Genomic DNA, 24702 nt, shown 5'->3' with positions numbered 1-24702 from the left:
GTTGGGGAGTGGTGGCCACTGTGCTGACCCTGGCCACAGCGTGCGCAAGCGGCACGGCCGCGACCACCGCCACCGCTCCCCCAGCGGTCCGGGTCACGAGTTGCGGGCTTCCGCTGGAGATCCAGGCCCCGCCCCGCCGAGCGGTCGCCATGGAGCAGAACGCGGCAGAGATCATGCTGACCCTCGGCCTGGCCGACCGCATGGCCGGAACCGCCTACCGGACCGACCCGGTGCTGCCCGAGCTGGCCCGGTCCTACGCGAAAGTGCCCGTGCTGGCCGCGCAGTATCCGGGCCGCGAGGCGCTGCTGGCCGCCAAGCCGGACTTCGTCTACTCGATGCGCGCCTCCGCCTACGCCCCCGAGGCCGCCGGGTCCCGGCAGGACCTCGCCAAGCTGGGCGTGCCCGCCTACCTGTCCGCCAACGACTGCGAGGACCGGGCGCTCATCCCCGCCACCGCCGAGTTCGAGGCGATCTTCAAGGAGATCGACGACCTCGCCACCGTCTTCGGAGTGCGCGAACGCGGCCAGGCCGTGGTCGCCGATCTGCGCCGACGGCTGGAAGCGGCCAGGCGAGCGGCGCCGGCGCAGCTCGACGCCGACGTCATGTGGTACTACTCCGGCACCAAGGCCCCCGCCATCGCCGGCGACACCGGGCTGCCCGGCACGATCACCAGGCTGCTGGGCGCGCGCAACGCCTTCGCCGACGTCGAGCAGCAGTGGCCGGAGGGCAACTGGGAGGAGATCGCCGCCCGCGACCCCGACGTGATCGTGCTGGCCGACCTCACTCGCGGCGGCGACGGCGACAGCGCCGAGGCCAAGAAACGCTTCCTGCGCGAGGACCCCGTCGCCTCCAAGCTCACCGCGGTGCGCGAGGACCGCTTCATCGTCGTCCCCGGCTCCTCCGTGGACCCGTCCATCCGCGCCGTCACCGCCGTCGAGCAGGTCGGCCAGGGCCTGACCCGCCTGTACAGCCAGAAGGAGAGCTCGTGACCGCCCCCACCACGTCCCTGACCCCTCGCGACCTGCTGGCCCGCTGGGAGGAGCAGCAGAGCGCCTACGTCGCCCACCGCGAGAACCGCTTCGAGGTCATGCTGGACGTCCTGCGCCTGCACTGCCCCGCCGAGCCCACGGTGCTGGACCTGGCCTGCGGACCCGGCTCGATCGCGGACCGGGTGCTGGCGCGCGTCCCGGGCTCCCGCGTGGTGGCCACCGACTACGACCCCGTGCTCGCCCGCCTCGCCGGCATGGTGCTCGGTGACCGGGCCACGGTGGTCGACGCCGATCTGGCCGAGCCCGGCTGGAGCCGGCGATTCACCGAGTGGCGCTTCGACGCCGTCCTGACCTCGACCGCGCTGCACTGGCTGGCACCTCAGCAGCTCCTGGGCGTCTACACCGAGCTGGCCGCGATCCTGCCGCCCGGCGCGGTCCTGCTCAACGCCGACCATCTGCGGTTCGGGCCCGAGCATCCCGCCCTGGCCGAGGTGTCGGCCCGCCACGACGAGCAGGTGCAACAGGCCGCCTTCACCGCAGGCACCCCCACCTGGGACGAATGGTGGGCCCTGGCCGGGCGGCTGCCCGCGCTCGCCGAGCGGATCCCCGAGCGTGAGCGGCGCTTCGCCGGCCGCCCGCCCCAGCCGCTCGCCCCGCTGGCCCTCCACCTCGCCGCGCTGCGGACGGCCGGCTTCACCGAGGTGGGCACCGTCTGGCAGTACCTCGACGACTACGTCGTCTTCGCCAGGCGATGAGAACGGCAGGGGTGATCGGCGGCGGCCTGCTGCTCCTGGCGCTGTCGATCGCGACCGCCTCCGTGGTGGGGGCGGCCGGGCTGTCGCCCGCCGACGTGCTGCGGACGGTCGCGGCCCACGCCGGCCTGCCGGTGCAAGCGCCGGCGCCGCTGGACGACGGCATCATCTGGGAGCTGCGTCTGCCCCGGGTGCTGCTGGCCGTGCTGGTGGGAGCGGGCCTGTCGGTGTGCGGGGCCGTGCTGCAGGCGCTGACGCGCAACCCGCTGGCGGATCCGTACCTGCTGGGCATCTCCTCCGGCGCCTCGGCGGGGGCGGTGGCGGTGCTGGTCCTGGGCCTGGGCGCCGGCGCGGCGGCGCTGTCGGCGGGGGCCTTCGGCGGTAGCGTGCTGGCCTTCTGCTGCGTGCTGGTGATGATCGGGCGGCAGCTCGGCAGCACGGTCCGGGTCGTGCTGGCGGGGGTGGTGGTCTCGCAGCTGTTCAGTGCGCTGACCAGCCTGGTCGTGATCTGGGCGGCGGACGCGCAGAGCACCCGCGGGGTCACCTTCTGGCTGCTGGGCTCGCTGGCCCCGGCGAGCTGGGCGAGCGTGGCCCTGTGCGCCGCGGTGGCGGGGGCGGGCCTGATCGCCTGCTTGCTGGCCTCCTCGGCGCTGGACGCGTTCGCGTTCGGCCGCGAGGCCGCCGCGTCGCTGGGCATCGCCCCGGCCAGGACCGAGCTGGTGCTGTTCTCGGTGACGGCGCTGACCACGGCGGTGCTGGTGGCGGCGAGCGGCGCGATCGGTTTCGTCGGCCTGATCGTGCCGCATGCCGTGCGCGCGCTCACCGGCGGCCGGCACCACGTGCTGCTGCCGGCCTGCGCCCTGTACGGCGGCGTGTTCCTGCTGGCGGCCGACACCGTCGCGCGCACCGCCTTCGCCCCCAGGGAGATCCCCGTCGGCGTACTGACGGCGCTGATCGGCGTCCCCGCCTTCGCGCTCGTCCTGCGCCGCAGAAAGGAGACACCGGCGTGAGCCTGCACGCCCATGAGGTCACGTGGACGGCTCAGGGCCGGCCGATCGTCGACGGGATCACCGTCGAGATTCCGCCCGGCGGCCTGACGGGGCTGCTCGGCCCGAACGGCTCGGGCAAGTCCACCTTCCTGCGGCTGCTCGCCGGGCTGCTGCGCCCGGCGTCCGGCGCCGTGCTGCTCGGCGGCCACGACCTGCGCCACCTGCCGCGTCGCGACGCCGCCCGCCGCCTGGCGGTGGTCGCCCAGGAGGTGAGCGCCGAGGTGGAGCTGCCCGTCCTGGACGTGGTGCTGCTCGGCCGCATCCCCCACCGCCGCCGCCTGGCGGCCTCGGCAGGTGCCGCCGACCTCGAACACGCCCGCCGCGCCCTGCGCCGCTGCGGGGTCGCCGACCTGGAACAGCGCCGCTGGTCCACGCTCTCCGGCGGCGAACGCCAGCGGGTGAACATCGCCCGCGCCCTCGCGCAGGAACCCACCGAGCTGCTGCTCGACGAGCCCACCAACCATCTCGACATCGCCCACCAGCTCGCCCTGCTGGACCTGCTCGCCGCCACCCCTGCCACCGTCGTCACCGCCCTGCACGACCTCAACCTCGCCGCCCAGTACTGCGATCATCTTCTGCTGCTGCGCGAGGGGCGGCTCGTCGCCGCCGGGTCTCCGGGACAGGTCCTCACCGAGGAGACGGTCGAGCGCGTCTACGGCGTACGCGCGCAGGTCACCCGCTCCGACACCGGCCGGCCGAGCCTGCGTTTTCTGAGCCCGGCACCTCTTCGCGGGCCCACCTACGGGACGGGCCGGCCTGGTGCCGACTCGCCGTAGGCAGACAACGATGGACGGCCTCTGCCCTGGGGCGAAGGCCATCACCCACGTCAGCGACGACGACGCCGGCGACGCGAACTACGGCTGTTGTCCGTGCCGCCCCCGCTGGGCGTGCGCGGATCCGGGTACGGGGCCCTCAGCCCTAGTAGCCCCAGGTACTGCTTCGTCTGCATGGTGTTCCTCCCGAGTTCTGTACCGTTCCTTTCGGCCTCTTCTGCATGGCCAATACTCACGTCAACAAGGCCGGTACAACGAGGCTTCCCCCAGCACGCGACCTGGGTCTTTCTCGCCTCAAGCTTTGCCTCGGCACGACACTCCACTGGTGGCGGTCATGACTACCCAACGAAGTGGTGATGCCACTGTGGGAGGATCTTTCACGCCGCACCGGCCGTCGGCGAGTGATCGCCGCCGGCTCATGTGGGGTGCCCGCTGACCGAGTGCTGCGGCTCGGCCAGCGGGCCTCGCCGCACCCCGCGCACCCACTCCTGCCAGCAAACTCCCAGTTTTCTCTTATTGGGCGCATACGCCTTGATGTGCCACCATGTCGCCGTGGCTCCTGCCACTCACATCGGAGAGAACGGGGACACGGGGGTGAAAGGGCAAGAAATTCGCGCATGGGAGTCGTCGACAAAGGGTTCAAACGAAGGGCACGACTTCTGCGCGAGGCGCTTCGCCCACCGCAGCGGTTCCTCTCCCCGGAGACAGGCGACCTCGGGCTCGCCGACGGGCTGAAGGCCCGGCGACCGCCGAAGCGTACGCAGATCATCGACTACTCCTTCCCCGCCGCGCCGCGGCTGGTGCGCTCGCCCGTCTTCGTGATCGCCCCGGTACGCTCCGGCTCGACGCTGCTGCGCATGCTGCTCAACAGCCATTCCCGCATTCGAGCCCCGCACGAGCTGCACCTGCGCACCATCGGGGTGGAGCTGGCGCCCGGCTTCTCCGAGACGTCCATGGAGGAGCTCGGGCTGGACCGGGTGGAGCTGGAGCACGTGGTGTGGGACCGCATCCTGCACCTGGAGCTGCTGCGCAGCGGCAAGGACATCATCGTCGACAAGACGCCGGGCAACGTCTTCATCTGGAAGCGGCTGCACTACGTCTGGCCGCACGCCAGGTTCGTCTTCCTGCTGCGCCACCCGGAAGGGGTGATCTCCTCGCTGCAGAACCGCAAGGACAACACGACCACCCGGGACGCTCTGGAGGCGACCGCGCTGAAGTACTTCAAGCCCCTGGAGCAGGCCCGCCGCACCCTCGACGGCCTGACCCTGCGGTACGAGGACCTGACCGCCGAGCCGGAGAAGGTCACCCGCGAGCTCTGCGCGTTCCTGGACGTCGAGTGGGAGCCGGCGATGCTCGACTACGGCCGCACCTACCAGGGCCAGTTCGTGCCGAACCTGGGCGACCGCAGCGACAACATCAAGTCCGGCCGGGTCCAGGCCGCCCGCACCTTCGACGGCCTGGCCGGCCTGCCGCCCGCGCTCGCCAAGTACGCCACCGCCTGGGGCTACGCCTGAGCCGGGCGAGCCGTCGCGGGATGCGCCACCTCCACAGCCCTCCGATCTTGTATCATGCCGGCTCAACGGGCCTTGGCATGCCGACGGAGAGGGCGGGCACCCCGCCTCCGGCGCCCCGGGCCGCGTGACCCGAGGAGCCGAGGCTGCGATGACGGCGGAGCGACCGATGCCCACCCAGGACGACGTGCTCGGATACTTCGACACGCTGTCGAACTGGGGGCGGTGGGGCGAGGACGACGAGCTCGGCACGCTGAACCACATCACCGACGACGTCCGGCTGGCGGCGGCGCGGGCCGTGCGCCACGGCAGGAGCGTGTCGTGCGCGTGGGAGGTCGCCGTGCCGGCCGACATGGAGCGGTCGACGACGACGTGCCCGTGCGCCGCCGACATGCCGGGCGCCGAGAACATGCCGGTCGCCGCGTTCCACGCCGACCGGCGCTGGGGCTTCTCCTCCGAGCGGCTCGGCCTCACCTTCCACGGCAACACGCTCACCCACATCGACTCGCCGTGCCACATCTTCTGGGACGGCACGATGTACAACGGGCGGCCGCACTCGCTGGTGGACCCGGCGACGGGATCGGCGTGGGGCGCCGTCACGGCGGCGGCGAACGGGATCGTCACGCGCGGCGTCCTGCTGGACGTCGCGAAGGTCCGCGACGTGCCGTGGCTGGAGCCGGGGCAGGGCGTCTTCCCCGACGACCTGGAGGAGGCCGAGCGTCGCCAGGGTGTGCGCGTGCGGCCCGGCGACGCGGTGCTCCTGCGCACCGGCTACGGCCGCGCCCGGCACGAGAGCGGTCCGGCCGGCGGTTTCACGCAGGCCGGCTGGCACGCGTCCTGCCTGCCGTGGCTGCACGAGCGGGAGGTCGCGCTGATCGGCGCCGACACCCCGCAGGACGTTCAGCCGTCGGGCTACGCCGACGTGCTGATGCCGGTGCACGCGGTGAGCCTCGTCGCGATGGGGCTGTGGATGCTCGACAACTGCGACCTGGAGGCGTGCGCCTCGACGGCCGCCGAGCTCGGACAGTGGGACTTCCAGCTCGCGGTCGCGCCGGTCCGCTTCGCCGGCACGTCCGGCAGCCCGGTCAACCCGATCGCCACCTTCTGACCGCCCGGGAAGTCCCTCCGGTGTTCGAGGACGCCGTTCCCGATGATCCTCGTCCGCGCGCGGCCATCGAGGCCGCGTGGGAGTTCGTCAACGGCGCGCGGCGGACCGAGCTGCGGCGCGTCACCCCGCTGGACGCGCACCGGGCCGCGAAGGACGCGGGCACGGAAGCCGCGCGTCCGGCCGCCCGCCCCACCGGCCCGCAGGAGGTGCGGCCGGTCACCATGGGCAACCGGGAGCACCCGCTGGAGCGCCGCGACCTGGGCCGAAGTGCCGGACCTCCGTCCCGAGACCCTGGCCCCGCACGCCGAGGCCGTGGTGCGCGCCGCGCTGCGGGACGACGCCGACCTCGGCGCCTTCCACGTCATGCTCTGCACCGCGCGCCCCCGCCCGGGCAGCCCGCCCGGCCCCACGAGAGTGCTGCTCACGGCGGTGGACTCCTACGCGCTGAGCGGCGTGGTGATGGCGCTGGCCACCCGCGCCGCAGGGGCCGGCTCCGTGCCGGCCGGCGTCCACCTGGCGGCCGACGGGATCGCCGGGTTCCCGGCCCGACGAGGCTGGCACTGACCTGCCCGGATCCTTTGTGGCAAATCTGTACTGTCCGTATGGCGGCCGTCCCTGCGTCGTCCTCTGACCGAAACAATCATCGTGAAGGGGTTGAACGATGCGGACAGTTCTCAGGGCGCTGGCGGTGGCCTCCGGTGCCGCGCTCGTGCTGGCTGCCGGGGCGAGCAGCGTGAGTGCGCGGAGCGTGCAGGCGGTGGACTGCATCAAGAAGGTCGACGGTGGCCGTGAGCTGACGGGCAACGTGTGGGTGAAGATCAGGAACGACTGCACCTGGACGTACGACGTCAAGGTCGTGTGGAGGTTCTCCCCTGACAGCACGTGCAAGGCGCTCTCCCCGGATGCGACGAGAAGGTACGAGTCTCGTACGCCGCCGTGTTCGACAAGGTAGTGACCTGCTGACGTGACCTCGCCTCCCCCGATCAAGCGAACGCCTCGGGCGAAAGGAGGAAGCGCAGGTCCTCCGTGACCAGGGCGACGTCCGTGGCGCCGCTGCGGCGCAGGGCCGGGGCCAGCGCGTCCAGGTCGGGCCAGCCGGCCGGGCGCAGGTGGACGCGGTAGCCGTCCCCGGCGGGCTCCAGGACGAGGGCGTCGCCGATGGCCAGCCTGCTGCCCGGCAGGTGGGCCGCGGTCGCGCCGGCGGCCCGCTCCAGGGCGGTGACCGAGGTGACCCCGGCCGCCACAGGCACCGTCGTGTCCGGGGCGGCGACGTGTTCGCGCAGGTCACGCAGGCGGGCGGCGACGGTCGTCCGGGCGGGGTGGTCCTTGGGCAGGCGGTCGGACAGGAGCCGCGCGGCCTGGGCGAGGTGACCCAGCGGCGGTACGGACGGGCGCTCGCCGAGCAGGGCGATCAGCGCCGCCAGGGCCTCCTCGGCGCCGGCGGCGAGGGTGACCCACTGCCGGGTGGTGAGCGGGGTGAGCCTCGGGTGGCGTTGCGTCCAGTACGCGACCGCCCGGTCCACGTCGGGGCCCGTACGCCAGAGGTCGGCGGGGTCGTCGGGCATGAGCAGCTCGACGACCTCGACGGCCTCGTCGGCGGTGGTGAGCGCCTCCAGACAGAGCGCGGCGAGGTGCAGGTCGAGCTCGGTCAGGCCGGCGGCGCGGGCGGCGTCGCCCGGGTGGAGGGCGGCGACGCGGCCGCGTGCCCAGCCGTCCGGCCAGGAGAGCGTGCGGGCCGAGGTGGACAGCAGGATCAGGCACTGGGCGGGTGACAGGCCGGTGGCCTCGGCGAACGCCTGTACGGTCGCCTCCCGGTCCACGGGCGGGGGGCCGTTCTCGGCGATCAGGTCGAGCGCCCGCCGGAGCCGGTCGGGGTCGCCCCAGCCCCGGCAGGTCCGCAGCTCGACGACGCGGTTGCGGGTGAACAGCAGCGGGTCGGGACCGCCCGGGGTGTGCAGGAGCGCCGTGACCGCGTCCCCGTACCCCACCTCCTCGTGGTCGGCCACGGAGGCTGCGGCGATGGGGCCGCGGCCCGAGTGGATCTGCCCGAGGTCGTACCCCGGGCGCAGCCGGGCGACGTGCCAGGTGCCGTCGGTGCGGAGGAGCTCGGGGACGGCGGCCAGCTCCCGCAGTCGCGCGTGCCCGCCGCCGTCCCACCCGGCCTCCGCGACGGCGCCCAGGTGCGGCGGTCGCGGGTGCCCGCCGCCGTCCCACGCGGCCTCCAGGACGGCGGCGCCGAGGCGGCCCAGCGTGTTCTCGATCCCCTTGACGGCGGTGGCGTCGAAGGCCGCGACCTTCATCTCGTACGGCAGCTCGGCGGCGGCCCGGGTGAAGTGCACGATCCGCTCGTACGCGGACTCGGGCCCCGGATCGTACGGCTCGCGGGACTCCTCGGACCGCACGGCGGGCGCCGAGGCGGCGGGTGCCGGGCGCAGGTGCGGCGGCGGGGTCAGCGCCAGGCGTTCCAGCAGGGCGAACGCGCGCTCGCGGCATTCGACGGCCGTCCACACCAGGAACGTGACGCCCCTCAGGAGCGACTCGTCGGTGATCTCCGGCAGGAGCGGGCGCAGCCGTCCGGCCAGCTCGTCGCCGGCGGCTCCCTGCTCCGCGTACCCGGTCTCGGGGTCCAGCACCCGCAGGAGGTCGGCGGCGAGCGCGGCGTCGGCGACGTCGATCAGGGCCTGCGCCTGCTTCTCGTCCACGGCGCGCAGCGCCCTGGACCCTTCGGGGTCGCGCGGCCGCATCGCCGACCACCAGCCGGGCGGCACGACCAGGCGGGTACCGGCCGCGTAGCGGTGGTGCTCGACCGTGCCGATGTTCTCGGCGCCGTCGTGCTCGGGCACCCTGCCCCAGCCGCGGACGTAGCGGCCGATGGTGCGCCCGTACGGGTCCCGCAGCTCGATGATCCGGCCCCGGCCGCGCCACACGGTGGCCTCGGCGCCGCCGGGGAAGGTGACGCGTTCGCCGTCGGCCGGGACGACGCGGCGGGCGGCGGGATGCGTGCTGCCGTGCGGGCAGTGCGGGCCGCCGTGGTCGAGCACGGTCACCCGGCCGTCCACGGCGATCAGGCAGCGGTCGTAGAGGTCGCGCGCCTCGGTGCGTTCGTGGGACCGGCTGGAGATGTCCTCGTAGGTGCCGAAGCCGTGGGACGGGCCGGCTCCGTCCGGGGTGACGACGCAGGCGCGGAACTGGTGCTCCCAGAGCCGGCCCGACTGGATCAGGAGCAGGTCGGCGCCGCTCTCCTCCAGGTAGTCGGTGATGGTGTTGACGTGGCCGGGCAGCAAGGCGGGCAGCTCCAGCTCGTCGAGGACGCCGCCGCTCAGCGTGGCGGCCAGGGCGCGGGCCGGGTCCGTGCCGGTCGCGATCGCCCGGACGCTGTCCAGGAGGGGGCCGGGCACTCCGGCGACGGTGAACCGTCCGGCGTCGCACAGGGCGGCGTGCGCGTCCGGCAGCCCCTGGTCCGGGACGCGTGCCGCGTGCTCGGCCAGGATGGCGGCGACGATCCGCGCCGTTCCGTGGGTCGTGGTCAGGGCCCGTACGGTCTCGGGAGCGGTCTGCTTCGGGACGGCGGGCTCGGTGACGTTGAGCTGGTTGGTCACGTTGCCCACGATCGCGTCGCGCAGCAGCGGCGCCCAGTCCGGGTCAGCGGCGACGGCGGCCAGGTCGGTGCCCGGCCCTGAGGCGAGCCGGTCGTACAGCTTGAACGTGTGCAGCAGCCGGGGCCGGGCGAGCGGGACGCCGCGGTCCACGAGGAGGTCGAGGAGCGGGAGGTCCGCGGCGGTCTCCTCCCAGCGGTTGACCTCGTCCTCATCCAGGCCCAGCACCGCCTCGTGGTCGTCGCAGGTCAGGCCCTCCGCGCGCAGCCGCGTGCCGGCGTCGTGCAGGAGGTCGCCGAGCCCGGCGACGGGGAGCGCGAGCCCCGCGTACAGCTTCAGGAAGCGGCCGAGCCAGTCCTGCACCGCCGGCCCGGGGATGGTGGTGAACGGGGCGGTCAGGCCCGCGCCCGCGAGGTTGCGCAGGAGCAGTGACACCGCCGCGCTCTTCGCTTGGGGGGTGTCCTTGGCGGGCAGCGGCAGGACGCCGAGGAGCGCGCGGCCGATGCCCGCGTCCGCCCGCGCCATCGGGCCGAGCAGGGTGAGGACGAACGTCCAGAGGGCTTGCGGCGCCGACTCCATGCAGCCGCTCGCCAGCAAGGCCCGCACGGCGCGTTCGTCCTCGGGGCCGCCGAGCGCGCGCCTGGCGGCCCTGGCCAGCGCCGCCCAGCCGTCGGCCAGGGCCAGCGCGCCGTCCGCGCCGTCCTGGACGTGCTCGCACCACGCGGTGAGCAGGGCGCGCTGCCAGCGGTAGGCGTCGGGGGCGGGATGGCGGGCGGCGAGCCGTTTGCCGTGCTTCTTGAGCGTGGCCGGGCCGGCGGCGTCGGGCCCGGCGGCCAGGTGCGCCGCGACGAGCGCGGCCTCGTCCACCGGCAGCGTGTGCGCGTCCTCGGCGGCGCGGGCCTGCTCGAAGCAGGCGGCGGCGAAGCGGGCGCTGCCCGCGGCGGCCAGGATCCGCGCGCACTCCTCGTAGAAGGGCGGCAGCAGCTCCGGCGCGTGCGTCTTCAGGTCGTCGCCGGTGCGGGTGAGCGCGGTGCGCGCGAGGCCGGGCTTGCGGGCGGCCAGGTCGCGGGCGGCTCGCAGGTCGGTGTGCACGGCCAGGATGCGGGCGCGGTGCGCCGGGTACGCGTGCAGGGCGATCGCGAGGAAGCCGAGCGGGCCCGCGTGCACGGCGCCGACGTCGGTCTCGGCCACCGGGGCCAGGTCGTACAGCGACTTCTCGGCCTTGTCGCCGTCCACGGCCGCGCGCCGGACCAGCTCGACGACCGGCATGTCCAGGACGGGGTGCGCGTAGCGGACGGCCACGCACGGGTCCTCGCCGGCGGCGGCGGGCTGGCCCGATAGCACCGCCCCGGCGCGCAGCAGCACCTCCCGCGTCGGCTCGGTGCGGCCGGAGCGCGCCACGGTGCCGGGCTCGCCCTCGTGGGCGGCGCAGTAGCGCGCGTACACCTCCGCCGCCGCCACGGTCCCGGTCTCGGGCTCGGGCTCGGGCTCGGCTTCGTCCAGGGTGCGGGCCGCGTACAGGGCCGCGAGGATGCGCACACCCTCCGACCAGGCGATGTCGCCGATCTCCCGGCCGCCTGCGGTGAAGGTCAGCGACATCAGGTAGGCCGGGCTCATCGGGCCGCTCCAGTCGAGGTCGAGCTCGATGCCGAGCGGCTCGGGCGCGTGCACGGTGAACCGCGCCCTGTCGCCCCTGATGCGGCCGCCCAGCTCGTGCACGCGGCGCTCGAACGCGGCGCCGCTCTCGTACTGCGCGTGCAGGGTGTCGATCACGCCGTGCGTGCGGTCCATGCTCGCGGGACGCGTCCACACCTCGCGGTGCACCTGCTCGACGGCCTGCGTGAGGTGCCGGGCCCGCCAGAGGGCCAGCTCGTGCTCGCCGAGCAGCAGCGGGTGCGGGATCGCGAAGGCGTCCGCGCCCGTCCACGTGCCCTCGCGCAGGAGCGTGCAGCGGCCGAGGTCGGGCCTGCCGCCGGTGATCGGGGCGACGACCAGGCCGGTGAGCGTCTCGCGCCACACCGGGTCATCCCACACCGCCGCGAACACCTCGGCCGGGACGGGCAGCGATCGCACCATCCAGGACTCGACCCGGTCGTGCACCGCCCGCGCGTGCTCGGCGAGCCGGTCGCACAGGGCGATGAGGCGTACCGCCGCAGGGTCCTTCTTGACGCCGGCGGGCACCTTGGCCAGCGTGTGACCTGCGGCGGTGCGGCAGGCGAGCACCGGCCGCCGCGTTTGCCCGACGGTGAGCTCGTGCCCCGTGGCGATCGTGATCCATCCCATGGCAGGCCATTCTTGATCATGCCTCGGACATTTCTCGCGGGAAACGGACGCCTCTCGCGGGAAACGAGCGCAGGAAACTGTCGGTCACCTCGTTCATACTCTGCGTCATGGCAGCTGATGCCCTGGACATGGGCGAGATCACGATCTCCGACTGGTACGGCCACGCCGACAAGATGGCCGAAGTGCGCTTCCTCACGATCGCCAGACGCCTGCCCGCCCTCATCCGCCAGGCCATGGACGTGGCCTGGCGGGCCAGCCCCCGCGACACCCTGGGCGCGGTCGTGCTCAACCTGCTCGGCGGCGTCTTCACCGCCTTCGGCCTGCTGGCCACCACCGGGGTGCTCACCGCGCTGTTCACCACCGGCCCCACCCTCGACCGGGTCCAGGCCGCGCTGCCGAGCCTCGCCCTGGTCGCCGCGGCGGCCACGCTGCGCGCCGCGGTGCAGGCGGGCGCGGGGTGGGCGCAGTCCCGGCTCACGCCGCAGATCTCGCGCGTCACCGAGGAGGAGCTCTACGAGCAGACCAGCGCGGTCCCGCTCGCCGCCTTCGACGATCCCGACTTCCACGACGCGTTGGAACGCGCCACCTCGCGCGGCCTGTACATCGCCTCCACCGTGGTCACCTCCGCGATCGACGTCCTGACCGCCGCCATCGGGCTGGTGGCCGTGGCCGGGGTGCTGGGCGTGCTGCATCCTGTCCTGCTGCCGCTGCTGCTGCTGGCCGTGCTGCCCGACGCGTGGGCCGCCGTCCGCGCCGCGCGCATGCGCTACACCACCGAGTACGCCCTCATCCCGGTCCGCCGCCGCAAATGGATCATCGGCAGGCTGCTCGCCGAGCGCGACTCCGCCGCCGAGGTGCGCGCGTTCACCATGCGGGGTTTCCTGCTGCAGATGTACGACGCGGTCGCCGTCGCCGAGCAGGACGTCCGCCTCGGCCTGGCCCGCAGGCAGACGATCACGCGGCTCGCCGGCGACGCCGTCGGCGGCCTCGGCTCGGGCCTGGTCTACGTCGCTCTCGGGCTGCTGCTGATGGTGGCCGCGATCCCGCTGGCCGTCGCCGGCACCGCCGTCCTGGCCATCAAGTCCGCCCAGACCTCGCTGGCCAACCTCATGTACGCCACCAACCGCCTGTACGAGGAGGGCCTGTACTTCACCGACTTCACCGGCTTCCTCGACCTGTGCGCCGCCCGGCACCGCCCGGCCGGCGACCGCCCCGCCACCGCCGCCCTGACCGGTTTCCGCCGGATCACCGCCGAGGACCTCACGTTCTCCTACCCCGGCTCCGACACCCCGGCGCTGCGCGGGGTGTCCCTGGAGATCAAACGCGGTGAGGTGATCGCGTTCGTCGGCGAGAACGGCTCAGGCAAGACCACCCTGGCCAAGATCCTGGCCGGCCTGTACGAGCCCGACACCGGCACCGTCCACTGGGACGACCTCGACCTGAGGGACGTCTCCCCCGACGCGGTCCGCCTGCGCACCGCCGTCATCGCCCAGGACCACACCCGCTGGCCGCTGACCGCCCGCTACAACATCACCATGGGCACCGACAAGGGCGAGCCCGCCCTGCACGCCGCCGCCGCCATCGCCGGCGCCGACGAGGTCATCGCCGGCCTGCCGCACGGCTACCGCACCCTGCTGGATCGCCGCTTCAAGGACGGCTGCGAGCTGTCCGGCGGCCAGTGGCAGCGCATCGCCGTGGCCCGCGGCTTCCACCGCGACGCCGACCTGCTGATCTGCGACGAGCCCACCGCCGCCCTCGACGCCCGCGCCGAGCACGCCGCCTTCGAGGGGCTGCGCGCCCATGCCGACGGCCGCACCGTCGTGCTGATCACCCACCGCCTGGCGAGCGTCCGTTACGCCGACCGCATCTACGTGCTCGACCACGGGAGGATCAGTGAGCAGGGGACACACGAGACGCTGATCGCCGGTGGCGGCCTGTACAGCGACCTGTACACCCTTCAGGCGACCGCCTACCGGTGACAAACCCCACAGCCGGCGGCACGCAGCCCGGCGGCACCCGGGAGGAGGCGCCGTCATGGCTGCACGAACGGCTCGGCCGCACGCGCCTCCTCCTCGGTCAGCCGGGCGCGCAGCTCCGCCGCCTCCGCGCCGAGGCCCGCCTCCGCCAGCAGCTCGGCCAGCAGGTGGCAGGCGCCCCAGCGGGCGACCGCCTGCATCCGGTCGTCCGGCGCCGCCTCCAGGATCCGGTCGTAGAGCTGGATGGCCTCCTCGGCCGCCGCCAGCGCCTGCTCGGTGGTGATCCCGCTGGTGGCGCGGGTCGCCGCGTAGCCGATCAGCCCGCTCGCGAGCTGGGCCAGGTGCGTCCCCGGCTCCTGCTCCTCCAGGGCACGCCAGAGGCCGAAGGCCGCTTCGAAGGCGGCCCGCGCCCGCTCCAGGTCCACGGCGGCACCGGCACGTACCAGGGCGAAGGTGTGCAGCGCGAGCGCCAGGCTCCCCCCGTGGGCGTCGGGGTCCGCCACCGCCAGGTCACGCAGGATCAGCAACGCCTCCTGCGTCGGCTCCAGCCCGTCGGCGGGCCGCCCGACCTGGGAGAGCTTGAGGCCGAAGGCCATCAGCTGCCCGGCCAGGTCCAGGTTGTACCTGGCCGGTTGGGCGGCCGCCAGCTCACGCTGGATCTCCAGGGCCCGCCGCTCGTTCTCGATGCCCAGGCGCATGCGTTCCTCGTCCTGCCGCGCCATCCCCATGAGCAGCTGCGTGCTGCTGAGGTTGTGCAGCGACATGGCCAGCCCCGGGCGGTGCGCCGCGGGGTTGGCGGCGGCCAGCCGGGTGTGGATGCGTACCGACTCCTCCGCCGCCGCGAGCGCCTCGGCGAACTCGCCCAGCTCCGTATGGCGGGTGCCCAGGTTGTTGAGCGCGAGGGCCAGGCCGGGCAGGTGGACGTCGGGGTTGGCCTCCGCCAGCCGCCGCTCCGCCGCGACCGCCTCCATCACGGGGGTCACCGCGTCGGTCCTGCGGCCCAGGTGGGAGAGGATGACGCCCCTGTTGTTCTGTACGTCGGCCAGCTCGGGCAGGTGCGTGGCCGGGTCCACCTCGGCCAGGGCGGTGAGGATCTGCGCCGCCTGCTCCACGAACCGCAGCGCCTCCTCGTGGCGTCCCATCGCCGACAACGTCGTGGCCACCATCGACAACGACGCGGCGACGCTCGCCACGTGCTCGCCCGGATGGGCACCGGCCAGCCGGATGTCCAGGCCGAGCGCTTCCTCCGCGTGCTCGAAGGCCCGGCGCGGGTCGCCCACCGCCAGGTACAGCCTGGCGGCGTTGTGCAGGGCGACGGCGAACGCGGCCAGGTGCCCGGGCTGCGCAGGCTCGGCCACCTGACGGTAGATCTCCACCGCCTCGGCGGTGCGGGCCAGCGCCTGCTCCTGCTCGCCCAGCGCCTCCAGCGCGACCCCCAGCAGATCCAGCGTCCCGGCCAGCTTGGACGGCTCCGCCAGCCGCCGGTGGATCTCCAGCGCCTCCCCGATGGGTTCCAGGGCTTCTTCGGTACGCCCGGCGAACGACAACCGCTGCGCCAGGTAGGTCAGGAACTCCGCCCGCAGGCCCGGGTCGTCCACCACGGCCAGCCGCTCGTCCGTCACCCGCTTGACCACCGCGGCGGCCCCCACGTCCACGTCGGCGTTCTGCTCCGCAGGCAGGCGCTTGGCCAGCGACTCCAGCAGGCCGAAGTCGGCCGACTCGGCGAGGGCGACCAGCGCGGCGTTGCCCGCGTCCAGTGCCAGGAAGGGATCCTCGCGCAGCAGCGGGAACAGGCAGTTCGGCCCCACGTGCGGCCAGCGGGCCGCCGCGGCGGCCAGGAAAGTGACCGCCCGTGGCGTCCAGGGGGGCGCCTGCTCCTGCGGCGGCAGCAGCCGCCGGTCGTCGGTCCACTCCCCCGGCCGGCGCACGAGCGTGGCGGTGGCCGGGGCGGCCCACGGCTGTGCGGGATAGTCGACGGGGTGGCCCGAGACGGTGAGCGCCAGGAAGTCCTCGGCCAGCCGGTCGGGATAGAGCGGCTCGAGCACCGATCCCGGCCGCTCGGGCGGGTAGCAGTGCGCGTGGTCGGCCAGCGCCCGCTCCGCCTCCAGCTCCACCGGCGGGTCCTGGAGCAGCGCCCGCCCGGTCGCGCGGTCGACGGAGCCGGTGAGGGCGGCGAGGAAGACGGTGTAGTGCATCGCCTGCGGCGTCGTGGTGAACGTGCGGCCCGCAGGTGAGAGCCGGTGCGTCTCCTCGCTGTGCAGCCGGGCCCAGTGCAGGTGCTCCCGGTCGAGCAGGTACGCGGCGAGCGCCGCCAGGTCGGTCGGCCGCGGCTGCCGTGCCCCTGTCGCGAAGGCGTCGACCGCCACCAGTGCCGCCATGTGCACGCCCAGGGTCAGGCCCATGTCGGGCGCGCCCAGCCAGGGCACCCGGACGGCCTCCGGCTCGGCCACGGTGTAGTGCCTGGCGAAGCTGTCACGGGCGACGCGGAACATCTCCTCGCGCTCGCCCCCGGTGTCCAGGGCGGGCAGCGCCTGCGCCGAGGTGGCGGCCAGGTGCGTGGCCAGCGTCGCGCGTACCGCGGGCCAGGCGTCCAGCGTCCGCGCCACCAGCAGCACCCTGGTCCGCACTCCCGGCCTGTGCAGCAGCGCGTTGCTGAAGAGCCAGGTCAGGTGGGTCAGCGGCCACTGGTCGGCGTAGTCGACGACGAGCAGCAGGCCGGTGGCGCCGGTGAGGCTCAGGTCCTCCTGCCGGTCCGCCGGCAGGACGGTGCCGGGCCCGTGCAGCGCGGCGACGACCTTCCACCCCTGCGCCAGCGACTCCTCCGCCAGCCTGGCGGCCAGCCGTGACTTGCCCTGCCCTCCCGGACCGTGCAGCCACCTGACACCCAGCTTCTTCGTGCCGTCGCGCCACCCGAGCAGCTCCCGCCGCTCCTCCTCGCGGCCGGTGAACTCCACGACGGCGTGGCGCGCGTTCAGCATCCGGCTCGGCTGCTCACGCAGCGCGCCCGAGTCCGCCGGGGCCGGTGGACGCCAGTTCTCCAGCAGGTACAGCGGGCTGCCGTCACCGAACACATGCAGGTCGGCGCCGATGACGCCGTAGCCGACCCCCGCCGTCACGGTGACGGACTGGTTGCTCACTCCGGCTCTTTCCGGTGGTTGATGATGGTGCCGAACATCACCCCTTGGGCGACCGATCCCTGTCCCCGCGCGGTGATGTGCTGCACCCAGCTCTGCTGCGCGGCCGGCAACCGTCCGCTCAGCTCCTCGATCACCCGGCGCAGCTCCGCCTCCGCCTCCGGATGGTCGTCCAGCAGGTCCACCAGCCGCACCTGCCAGGCGGCGGCGACCCGCTGCCGGACCTCGTCCCGCTCGGCCGGGTCCGCCGCCTCCACCTCGGCGGCGGCGCGGTCGAGCCGGGCCGCTGCCAGGTCGCGCCGTTCCTCGTCGCCTCGGCCGAACAGGGCTGCCGCCCTCGTCCTGGCGCTCTGCCACGCGTCGGTCGCCATGGCGGCGACCACGGTCGCGGCACCGGTCATCACCAGTTCGGCGACGGCTTCCATCACGGGTCGCTCCTCCGTTCTCGGCTGCCGTTCACGATAGGCGGCCGGATCGGGGGCGGCCATGAGTACGGGGGTACTCAATCGCCCGGCGTCAGCCCTCGGGGCAGAGCACCGCCTCGGCCGCCTTCTTCACCAGCGGCTCGACGGCGGGGTCGGTGTTCCTCGTGCCCAGCGTGACGGAGACGATGAACTGCAGGCTGCCGTCCCGGTTCTGGTAGGTCAGGGCGGAGAAGCCCGGCGAGCCGCCCTTCACCGGCGCGTACTCGCCGCACACGCGCGGATCGGGCCGCGGCTCCGACGGCTGCCCGGGGGCGGGGCGGCCGGCGTTCAGCGCGTCCTGCTCCTCCTTCGTCAGCAGGTCGGTCGCCAGCGCCTCGTGGAAGGCGCTCAGATCGTCCGTGGTGGAGATCACGCCTCCGGCGGCGTAGCCGTAGCTCATGTTGAGCCGGTCGACGTCGCGTAGCGTGCCGTTCTCGTCCGGGAAGTAGCCGTGACCGTGCGGGCCCCTGATCCCGCCGGGGAAGGTGACTGGCAGGTAGGTGTCACGCAGGTGCAGCCGGTCGAAGATGCGCTCCTGGAACTCGGCCGCCACGGAGTGGTGCTCCGAGAGCCTCTCGATGATCAGCCCGAGCAGGAAGTAGTTGGTGTTGGAGTAGGAGTACCCCTCACCGGGTGGGAAGGGCCGCTCGAGGTCCTTGGTCTTCGCGATCAGCTCGATCGGCGCGTGGTAGGTGTCGAAGTCGAAGTAGTCGACCAGCTCCGGGGTGTACCAGTTGGGGATGCCGGAGGTGTGGTGGATGAGCTGCTCGACGGTGATCTGGTCGGCGAAACGCACCAGCCCCTGCTGGGCGACCTCGGGCAGCAGGTCGCTGAGCCTGTCGTCCAGGCTGAGCTTCCGCTCGGTGACCAGCTTCATGATGACGACCTGGGTCATGGACTTGGTCTGCGAGCCGATCCGGAAGCGGGCACCCGGCGGGATCCTGCCGCCGCCGCCGTTCAGCAGCCTCGTGCCGGCGGAGCCCAGGTCGACCTGCCTGCCGTGGACGTAGACGGCGCCGATCGCGCCGACCACCTCCGCGTTTCCCGCCAGCTCGGTGAGCGCCCGCTGCACGTTTCCGAGGTGGGGGCGGCTCGCGGTGGCGGGGGGCATGACGCTCAGCGTCAGCATCGCGCAGCCCAGGCCCGCCAGGCCGATCCTCGTCGAGGTCCTCATGGTCGCTCCCTCCGGTGGTGATGGGATGTCGCCGGCGGCGGCTGCGGCCTCGGGCGCCATGAGGTCGATGGCGGGTCGATGGCGGGGGTGGTGGGCGGTGACGCCACGCCATTCGCCGGCCTCGCGCCCACCGCCGCCTGCGGCGCTTCCTTGTCTAGCCCTGTCGCCGTTTCCTCACCGTTTCCGGTGGAAGCTAGGGCTCCGGCCAGTACGGGACCGCTCGCTGCGCGGCGTCCGCGATGGCGGTGCCGTCGAGTTCGACGATGCTCAGCTCGACCCCGGCGATGGGCCATTCCACGGCGAATTCGAAACTCTCGCGGGGCGGTGAGGGCCACAGCCACAGCCCCATGGTCATGACACCCGCGTCCTCGTCACCGCTGCGCAAGGACATGCCGGGCAGCAGCATGGAGAGCTGCGGACCTGGTGGCGGGTCCTGCGGCAGTTGTGTCCTGTCCAGGCGTTGCCCGACGGTGGTGGCCTTGGCGCCGCCGGCGAAGCGAACACCGAACCGCAGGAGCTGGTCCGGTAGTGGCTGATCGGCCTTGACGCCGGTGATCATGTGAGGGAACACCGAGAACTGGAGGGTCTGGAAGTCGTCGCGGGAAAGCGTTCCCCGCCTGGTGACGATGTCCACGTTGATCAGGCAGCCGGTGGTGAAGGCCTGGATCGTCGGCAGGGTGATGGCGACGTTCGGGGTGCGGGCCAGGGTCAGCCCGCTGATCAGCACGGCGCCCATCTCGTCCGCCGGCGGGGCGGACCAGGCCGGGAGTGCGGGCTTGGGTGGGCGGGTCGGTTCTTCCTGCGCTGGTGGGGGTTCGAAGAACATGCCTTCACCATACGGAGATGACGTGCTGCACGGCTCAGGACCGCTCTGGGCAAGGATCGTCGTCCAGCGCATTGGAGCCGAGGTAGAGCTTGCGCTCCTCAGCGGACAAGGTACGGCCGACCGCGGCGCAGGCGGCCTGGAGCATCTTGTCCTCGCTGTACTCCCAGAGCACCAGTCTCGCCCTCCGCTCATGATGCGGTTCCGTCACCGCGACAAGCCTTTTGCCCCCGGGCAGGAAAGCGATGGCGGTTTTGACATACGGTGGCTCCGGAGGAAGCCCGATCTCTGCGATGTCCGTTTCGGAGGCCAGATCCGTCAGGACGATTGCCCCGTCGGCACGCAGCCGGCCGACTGTTCCGTTCTGGTCGGCCCAGATCCCTCCCACATAGTGTCCGTTCTCGGGTAACCGGCGCAGCAGCCTGGTCGTGTGCGCGTCCCTGACCTCCAGATCGCCGGTCCGCCGTTGGATGAGCAGACGTCCCTGGGTGAAGGCGATACCGACGACCGAGTCGCCCTCGATGAGCCGTTCCCGGCCGGAGGCCATGTCGACGACGCGCAACACTTCGGCGTCCAGCCTCGCCGAGAACTCCTTGAACACCACTGTCATCGTGGAAGGATCTATGTCGGCGGTCCCAGCGGTCCCGTAATTCTGGCTCAGGTGTCTCCGGCGGTCGGCGGAGTGCGGAAGCGTGTGGATGACCCGGCCGCTGCCGGCGTCGAGGAGGACGATGTCACCCGGGTCGCGGACGGTGATGATGCCGCGCCCGTCGGGGGTCCATGCCGCTCCCAGGAGGTAGTCCTCGCCCGTCTCCCAACTGGTGATGACCGGCCAGTCCGGCGCGGGACCGCGGATCTCCGTCCTGCCTTCGTTCTCGACCAGCAGGAGCCTCTGCCCGTCGGGGCTCCATGCCGCGTAGGCGTACGCTCCCTTGAGTCGCCTGCTCCAGAAGGTGTCGCCGCCCAGTCCGGCGAGGATCGCCTGGGGCGGGCCGGAGTCGCTCGTCACCAGCACGTCGTCATGGCCGGGGCGCACGGCCAGAGCAGGCCCGCTGCAAGCCATGCAGGACCACTTCAGGGGGATGGACATGCGCCGGCCCAGGCGGGTCACCTGGTTGAGGTCCCAGATCGCCAGGATGTGCCCTGAAGCGGAGACCAGCCGATCCGCGCTGTCCCCGAGGAAGGCCAGACCATGGGGGTTGATCGCGTTGTTTCCCGTCAGGACCTTCGAGTCGGTGGGCTCGTTCTTGGCCGTGGTCGAGACCTGGATCCTTCCGGTGTCCGCCACGGCCAACCGGTCGCCGTCGGCGCTGACGGCGATGGCAGTGGGGTTGTAACCCGACGCGGCTCCGGTCAGGCCCCTCGTCGGCGAGGTTCGCGGCACGGAGTCCGTCCGCCAGATCGGCACCCTGGTCTCGCCCCACGCCGCCGCGAAGAACCGGCCCTTGGGCGAGATCGCCGCCACGGCCGGCAGGTCGACGGGCACGAACGCCGCAGCCGGCGGCCGTCCGGTCAGCTCCGGTACCGACCAGCGCTCCCACGCATTGAACCGGTTGTAGATGATTGCCTCGTTCTCCCCCGTGAAGACGATCTCGCCCGACTTCGACAGGTTCAGTGCGGATCTGGCCGTCCGCGTCCGGCCGGTCGTCTCCTCGTGCACGGCTATCAGGGACCGGTGGGTGGAGGTGGGATCGCCGGAGTACGAAACGACGACATACCGATGCGTCGGGCTGAGGCCGACCGCGTCGGGGACGAGCCCGGACGGTCCGGTGACGGTCCTGGCACCCGTCTCCCTCCGCCACACCTGCACGCTCTCTCCGTCGGTGTAGGCGATCGCCTCGCCGCCGGCGTCCACGGCGACGTCGATGATCGGCCCGCGCAGCCTGGAGAGCGACTGGCCGGCGAACGTGCTGAGATCCCAGAGCCGTACGTCACCGTCGTGGGCGCCGGTCACCAGGAAACGGCCGTCGGCCGAGGAGCCGAGTGCCGTCACCCGCGAGGAGGCGTAGAGGAACTTGGCGAGATGCGGGCTGACGGTCGTGGCCTGAAAGATCGCGTCCCGGGTCTGCGGGTTCTGGTCCAGTTCGTAGGCGGCCACCGCGAGGAGCTGGGCCGTGTCCAGGCGCGTCGCCAGCAACGCCTCGGCCTTGGCGGCCAGCTGCCGGGCCAGATTGATCCGATCACGGGCCACCGCCGTGTTCCACTGGTCGGCCGCCACGACGGCGGCGGTGCTGGCCAGCAGCGCGAGCACCGTGAGGAAGACGATGGTGGCGGTACGCCGCCTGGCGGCTCGCCTCTGCCGCGTCACCGAGGACTCCAGGAACGCCTTGACGACGGGGGACAGATCGTCGGCGGACGCCTTCGCCGCCCAATCGGTGGCGACACCCAAGCGGCTGCCCCGGTAGAGCAGCGAGGGGTCGCGCGACTCGCGGTCCCAGGCGGTCGCGGACTCGTCCAGCTCCTGCTGGACGAGTCGGCCCGCACGGTCGTCGTCGATCCAGCGCCGCAACTGCGGCCAGCTTCGCAGCAGCGCCTCGTGCGTGATCTCGACAGTCTCAAGGTGCTGCGTGAGCAGGCGGACCTCGGTGAACACGTTGACGACGGTCGCGGCCAACACGGGGTCGGCGCTCGCGTCGATCAGGTCCGCGCGGGACAGCCGCCGCCTCGACTCGCCGGTTCCGTCGCCGATTCTGATCAGCCGCAGGAACAAGGAGCGTGCCATCCGTCTGCCTGCGGCGTCGAGGCTGTCGTAGGCCTGGTCAGCCGTGGTGGAAATGGCGTGCTGGATGCCGCCCGCGCTCTCGTATCCCTCGACCGTGAGGGTGCCGCCGCTGCGCTGCTGCCAACAGGCACGCAGCGCGTGGGCCAGGAGAGGGAGCTTGCCCGCCTGGTATCCGGTGCGCCCGTCGCCGTCCGTGCCCAGGTCGCGCAGCAGCACGTGCAGCAGGCCCGGCTCGATGTCGAGGCCGACGTCCTGGGCGGGAAAGGTGATGGCCTCCCTCAGCTCCTCGTCCGACATCGCCCCCACCACCACGGGGGCGTCCTGCAGCGCCGCCTTGAGGGCGGGGAAGTCGGCGCACGCGGCGTAGAAGTCGGCGCGCACGCCGATCACCAGCAGCGCCGATCCGCCGTCGCGGTGGGCGGCGAAGCCACCGAGCAGGTCGATGAACGTGCGCCGCTGCTCGACGTCGCCGCAGAGCGTGAAGACCTCTTCGAACTGATCCACCACCAGGAGCAGACCGTCACGACCGGCCGAGAGGCCCTCCAGAAGGGCGCGGCACGCCTGGGGGTCGGCGGCCAGTTCCTCCGCCGCCGGCGCTTCGGCCAGGAGTTCCGGCGATGGCGCGGGCGAAGGCTCCGCCGCGATCGCGGAGAGCTGCGTGGCCAGCGCGTGCATGGGGCTGGCGGTGGGGGTGAAGAGCAGCTTCGTCCAGCGGGCCGAGCCGGGTAACGCGCCGTCGGCCAGCTTCGGCAGCAGGCCCGCCCGCAGCAGCGACGATTTCCCCGCGCCCGAGGAGGCCACCACCAGCTGCGGCCCGCCCGATCGCAGTCGTCGATCGAGGCGGTCGATCAAGTCGGCGGTGAGGCGGTCCCGGCCGAAGAACCAGCGAGCGTGTGCCTGATCGAAGGCGGCCAGTCCCGGGTAGGGGCACTCATCCAGGACCTCTCCGGGCTCCGTGTGCGTGCGGGCGCGGGTGCCCTCCCGGTAGTGGAAATGTTGATCTCTCCCGGCCTGGAACACCCGTCCCTGCCCACTGGCCTGCGCGTGCAGGTGGACACCTTCTCGGTCAGCCGGCACATCCGGAGCCACCTCGTCTGGTGCGTCCATCGCTGGACCGGCCTCCCTCGACTGGTCACCGCCCTGTCTGCGACACCCCGGCCTGCTCCGGGGCGTCCACCCGCGGTGGCACCCATGGTGACGAACGCGTCACCGGCAAGGCAACGCCCGAACCCGGGGTGGAGGATCCTGGGGGCTCATGTGCTGATCAGCCTCGGCCAGGGTGGGTGATGCGTTCGAGCCATCGCCGCAGAAGCGCGATCTCGGCTGGTTCGAGGGCGTCGGTTCCCGCGAGGTCGAGTTGCGCGTGCAGGCGTAGCGCGGTGGCGTGCAGGGGGTCGGCGTCGTCGCGGGTGGCCGGGTCGGTGAGTACGTACGAGAACACGGCGTCGCGCATGCGGTGGGACAGGGCTGGGTCGTCGAACAGGGCCGGTCTGGCGATGTGGTCGAGGGCGGTGCCGACGTTGGCCGCGAGGATGAGCTGGGCGGCGGTCCGGGGTTCGAGTTTCAAGGCGCCTGCCGCCGCGCAGCGGGTGAGCGCCGCCACCAGGAGGTCCATCACGCGCTCTCGCGCCGTGGAGCGGGACCACGGGCGTGGGGTGAACATGAGCTGGTACAGGGCCGGGTTCGCGTGGGCGAAGGCCAGGTGGCCGTCCCAGCCGGCGTGGAGGTCGGCGATCGGGTCGTCGGTCTGTTCCTGAGCGGCTTTGAGTGCGGCGTAGCGCTCGTAGCCGTGGTCGGCGACGGCGTCGAGGAGGCCGCGTTTGTCGCCGAAGAGGCGGTAGAGGACGGGCTGGCTGACGCCGACCGCCTCGCAGACCGCGCGGGTGGCGATCTCGTGGTCGGTGGAGGTGGCCAGTTGCCGCTCCGCGGCTTCGATCATCGCCGTGCGGAGCGGGTCCGTCTCTGTCATGCGATCGATGATATCGGCTGTGGCTAGCGGTGATACGGAGCTGTGCTACCGTCGTGGCGTAACGTTGATACGAGCGATGCGTATCGGCGTTATGGAGTTTCGTGAGCGATCCCGCACAGATGGAAGGGCCAACCGATATGCCGTTCGCCAACCTCAAGGTGCCCGCCGACACCCTGACCCCCGAGTCCAAGAAGAAGCTCATCGACGCCGTCACCGACGCCTACGCCGCCGTCTACGGGGAACGCGCCCGTGCCACCACCCTGGTTCTGCTGGAGGAGGTTCCGGACGGGGGCTGGGGTCTGGGTGGGAACGTCCTGACCGCGGAGCTGCTCGGCCGGAGCTGACCGCCGCCCAGCGTGTCCCCCGCGCGCCGCGACGG

General features: G+C 72.8%; 17 protein-coding genes and 1 pseudogene. 11 read left to right on the top strand and 7 right to left on the bottom strand.

Features of this window, described 5'->3' with window-relative positions:
* Window positions 1-11: 11 nt before the first annotated feature.
* The 9 genes and pseudogenes from LCN96_RS25905 (at window position 12) to LCN96_RS25870 (ending at window position 7134) form a co-directional block, all read left to right on the top strand.
* The gene (locus LCN96_RS25905) at window positions 12-989 is read left to right on the top strand and encodes an ABC transporter substrate-binding protein (RefSeq protein ID WP_225275481.1); all 978 of its coding nucleotides are present in this window, start codon (window positions 12-14) and stop codon (window positions 987-989) included.
* Window positions 986-1744 carry a class I SAM-dependent methyltransferase gene (locus LCN96_RS25900; protein ID WP_225275480.1) on the top strand — a complete coding sequence of 253 codons (759 nt, stop codon included), beginning with the start codon at window positions 986-988 and terminating at the stop codon, window positions 1742-1744. Before LCN96_RS25905 ends, LCN96_RS25900 begins: the two co-directional genes overlap by 4 nt.
* Window positions 1741-2751, top strand: a complete 1011-nt coding sequence (locus LCN96_RS25895; protein ID WP_225275479.1) for a FecCD family ABC transporter permease — start codon at window positions 1741-1743, stop codon at window positions 2749-2751. The genes LCN96_RS25900 and LCN96_RS25895 overlap by 4 nt, the downstream gene beginning before the upstream one ends.
* On the top strand, window positions 2748-3566 hold the full coding sequence (locus tag LCN96_RS25890) for an ABC transporter ATP-binding protein (RefSeq protein ID WP_225275478.1): 819 nt from the start codon (window positions 2748-2750) through the stop codon (window positions 3564-3566). Before LCN96_RS25895 ends, LCN96_RS25890 begins: the two co-directional genes overlap by 4 nt.
* A 614-nt stretch (window positions 3567-4180) precedes the next feature.
* Entirely contained in the window at window positions 4181-5077 is an 897-nt protein-coding gene (locus LCN96_RS25885) for a sulfotransferase family protein (RefSeq protein ID WP_225275477.1), read from the top strand.
* Between the two features lie 148 nt (window positions 5078-5225).
* Window positions 5226-6182, top strand: coding sequence for a cyclase family protein (locus LCN96_RS25880; RefSeq protein WP_225275476.1), 957 nt, complete (start codon window positions 5226-5228; stop codon window positions 6180-6182).
* A pseudogene (locus LCN96_RS57455) lies at window positions 6071-6367 on the top strand (putative immunity protein); the annotation flags it as partial. The gene LCN96_RS25880 and the pseudogene LCN96_RS57455, both read left to right, overlap by 112 nt.
* Before the next feature lie 82 nt (window positions 6368-6449).
* Window positions 6450-6746, top strand: a complete 297-nt coding sequence (locus tag LCN96_RS25875; protein WP_225275475.1) for a hypothetical protein — start codon at window positions 6450-6452, stop codon at window positions 6744-6746.
* Between the two features lie 97 nt (window positions 6747-6843).
* Window positions 6844-7134 (top strand): hypothetical protein, encoded by a 291-nt coding sequence (locus LCN96_RS25870; protein WP_225275474.1) that lies wholly within the window; start codon window positions 6844-6846, stop codon window positions 7132-7134.
* Between the two features lie 31 nt (window positions 7135-7165).
* Here the strand turns inward: LCN96_RS25870 and LCN96_RS25865 are convergent, their stop codons facing one another.
* Entirely contained in the window at window positions 7166-12061 is a 4896-nt protein-coding gene (locus LCN96_RS25865; RefSeq protein ID WP_225275473.1) for a DUF4132 domain-containing protein, read from the bottom strand.
* Window positions 12062-12168: 107 nt separating this feature from the next.
* On the opposite strand from LCN96_RS25865, the gene LCN96_RS25860 reads away from it, so the two are divergent.
* On the top strand, window positions 12169-14040 hold the full coding sequence (locus LCN96_RS25860; RefSeq protein ID WP_225275472.1) for an ABC transporter ATP-binding protein: 1872 nt from the start codon (window positions 12169-12171) through the stop codon (window positions 14038-14040).
* A 53-nt stretch (window positions 14041-14093) separates the two neighbouring features.
* On the opposite strand, the gene LCN96_RS25855 is transcribed toward LCN96_RS25860, so the two are convergent.
* The 6 genes from LCN96_RS25855 to LCN96_RS25830 form a co-directional block, all read right to left on the bottom strand.
* Window positions 14094-17174 carry a tetratricopeptide repeat protein gene (locus LCN96_RS25855; protein ID WP_225275471.1) on the bottom strand — a complete coding sequence of 1027 codons (3081 nt, stop codon included), beginning with the start codon at window positions 17172-17174 and terminating at the stop codon, window positions 14094-14096.
* Window positions 17171-17599 (bottom strand): hypothetical protein, encoded by a 429-nt coding sequence (locus LCN96_RS25850; protein WP_225275470.1) that lies wholly within the window; start codon window positions 17597-17599, stop codon window positions 17171-17173. Before LCN96_RS25850 ends, LCN96_RS25855 begins: the two co-directional genes overlap by 4 nt.
* An 88-nt stretch (window positions 17600-17687) precedes the next feature.
* Entirely contained in the window at window positions 17688-18809 is a 1122-nt protein-coding gene (locus LCN96_RS25845; protein WP_225275469.1) for a serine hydrolase domain-containing protein, read from the bottom strand.
* A gap of 193 nt (window positions 18810-19002) precedes the next feature.
* Entirely contained in the window at window positions 19003-19635 is a 633-nt protein-coding gene (locus LCN96_RS25840; RefSeq protein ID WP_225275468.1) for a hypothetical protein, read from the bottom strand.
* Window positions 19636-19669: 34 nt separating this feature from the next.
* Entirely contained in the window at window positions 19670-23431 is a 3762-nt protein-coding gene (locus LCN96_RS25835) for an nSTAND1 domain-containing NTPase (RefSeq protein WP_225275467.1), read from the bottom strand.
* A 187-nt stretch (window positions 23432-23618) separates the two neighbouring features.
* A complete protein-coding gene (locus LCN96_RS25830) occupies window positions 23619-24323 on the bottom strand; it encodes a TetR/AcrR family transcriptional regulator (RefSeq protein WP_225275466.1) in 705 nt (234 codons plus the stop codon).
* Window positions 24324-24460: 137 nt separating this feature from the next.
* Here LCN96_RS25830 and LCN96_RS25825 point away from each other — a divergent pair, with 137 nt between their 5' ends.
* Window positions 24461-24667: a 4-oxalocrotonate tautomerase family protein gene (locus LCN96_RS25825; protein ID WP_225275465.1), complete on the top strand. Its 207-nt coding sequence runs from the start codon at window positions 24461-24463 to the stop codon at window positions 24665-24667.
* Window positions 24668-24702: the final 35 nt, after the last annotated feature.

The sequence above is a fragment of the Nonomuraea gerenzanensis genome, from assembly GCF_020215645.1.
GTDB lineage: Bacteria > Actinomycetota > Actinomycetes > Streptosporangiales > Streptosporangiaceae > Nonomuraea > Nonomuraea gerenzanensis.
The sequence above is the reverse complement of the archived record's forward strand: the minus strand, read 5'-3'. Positions and strand labels throughout refer to the sequence as shown.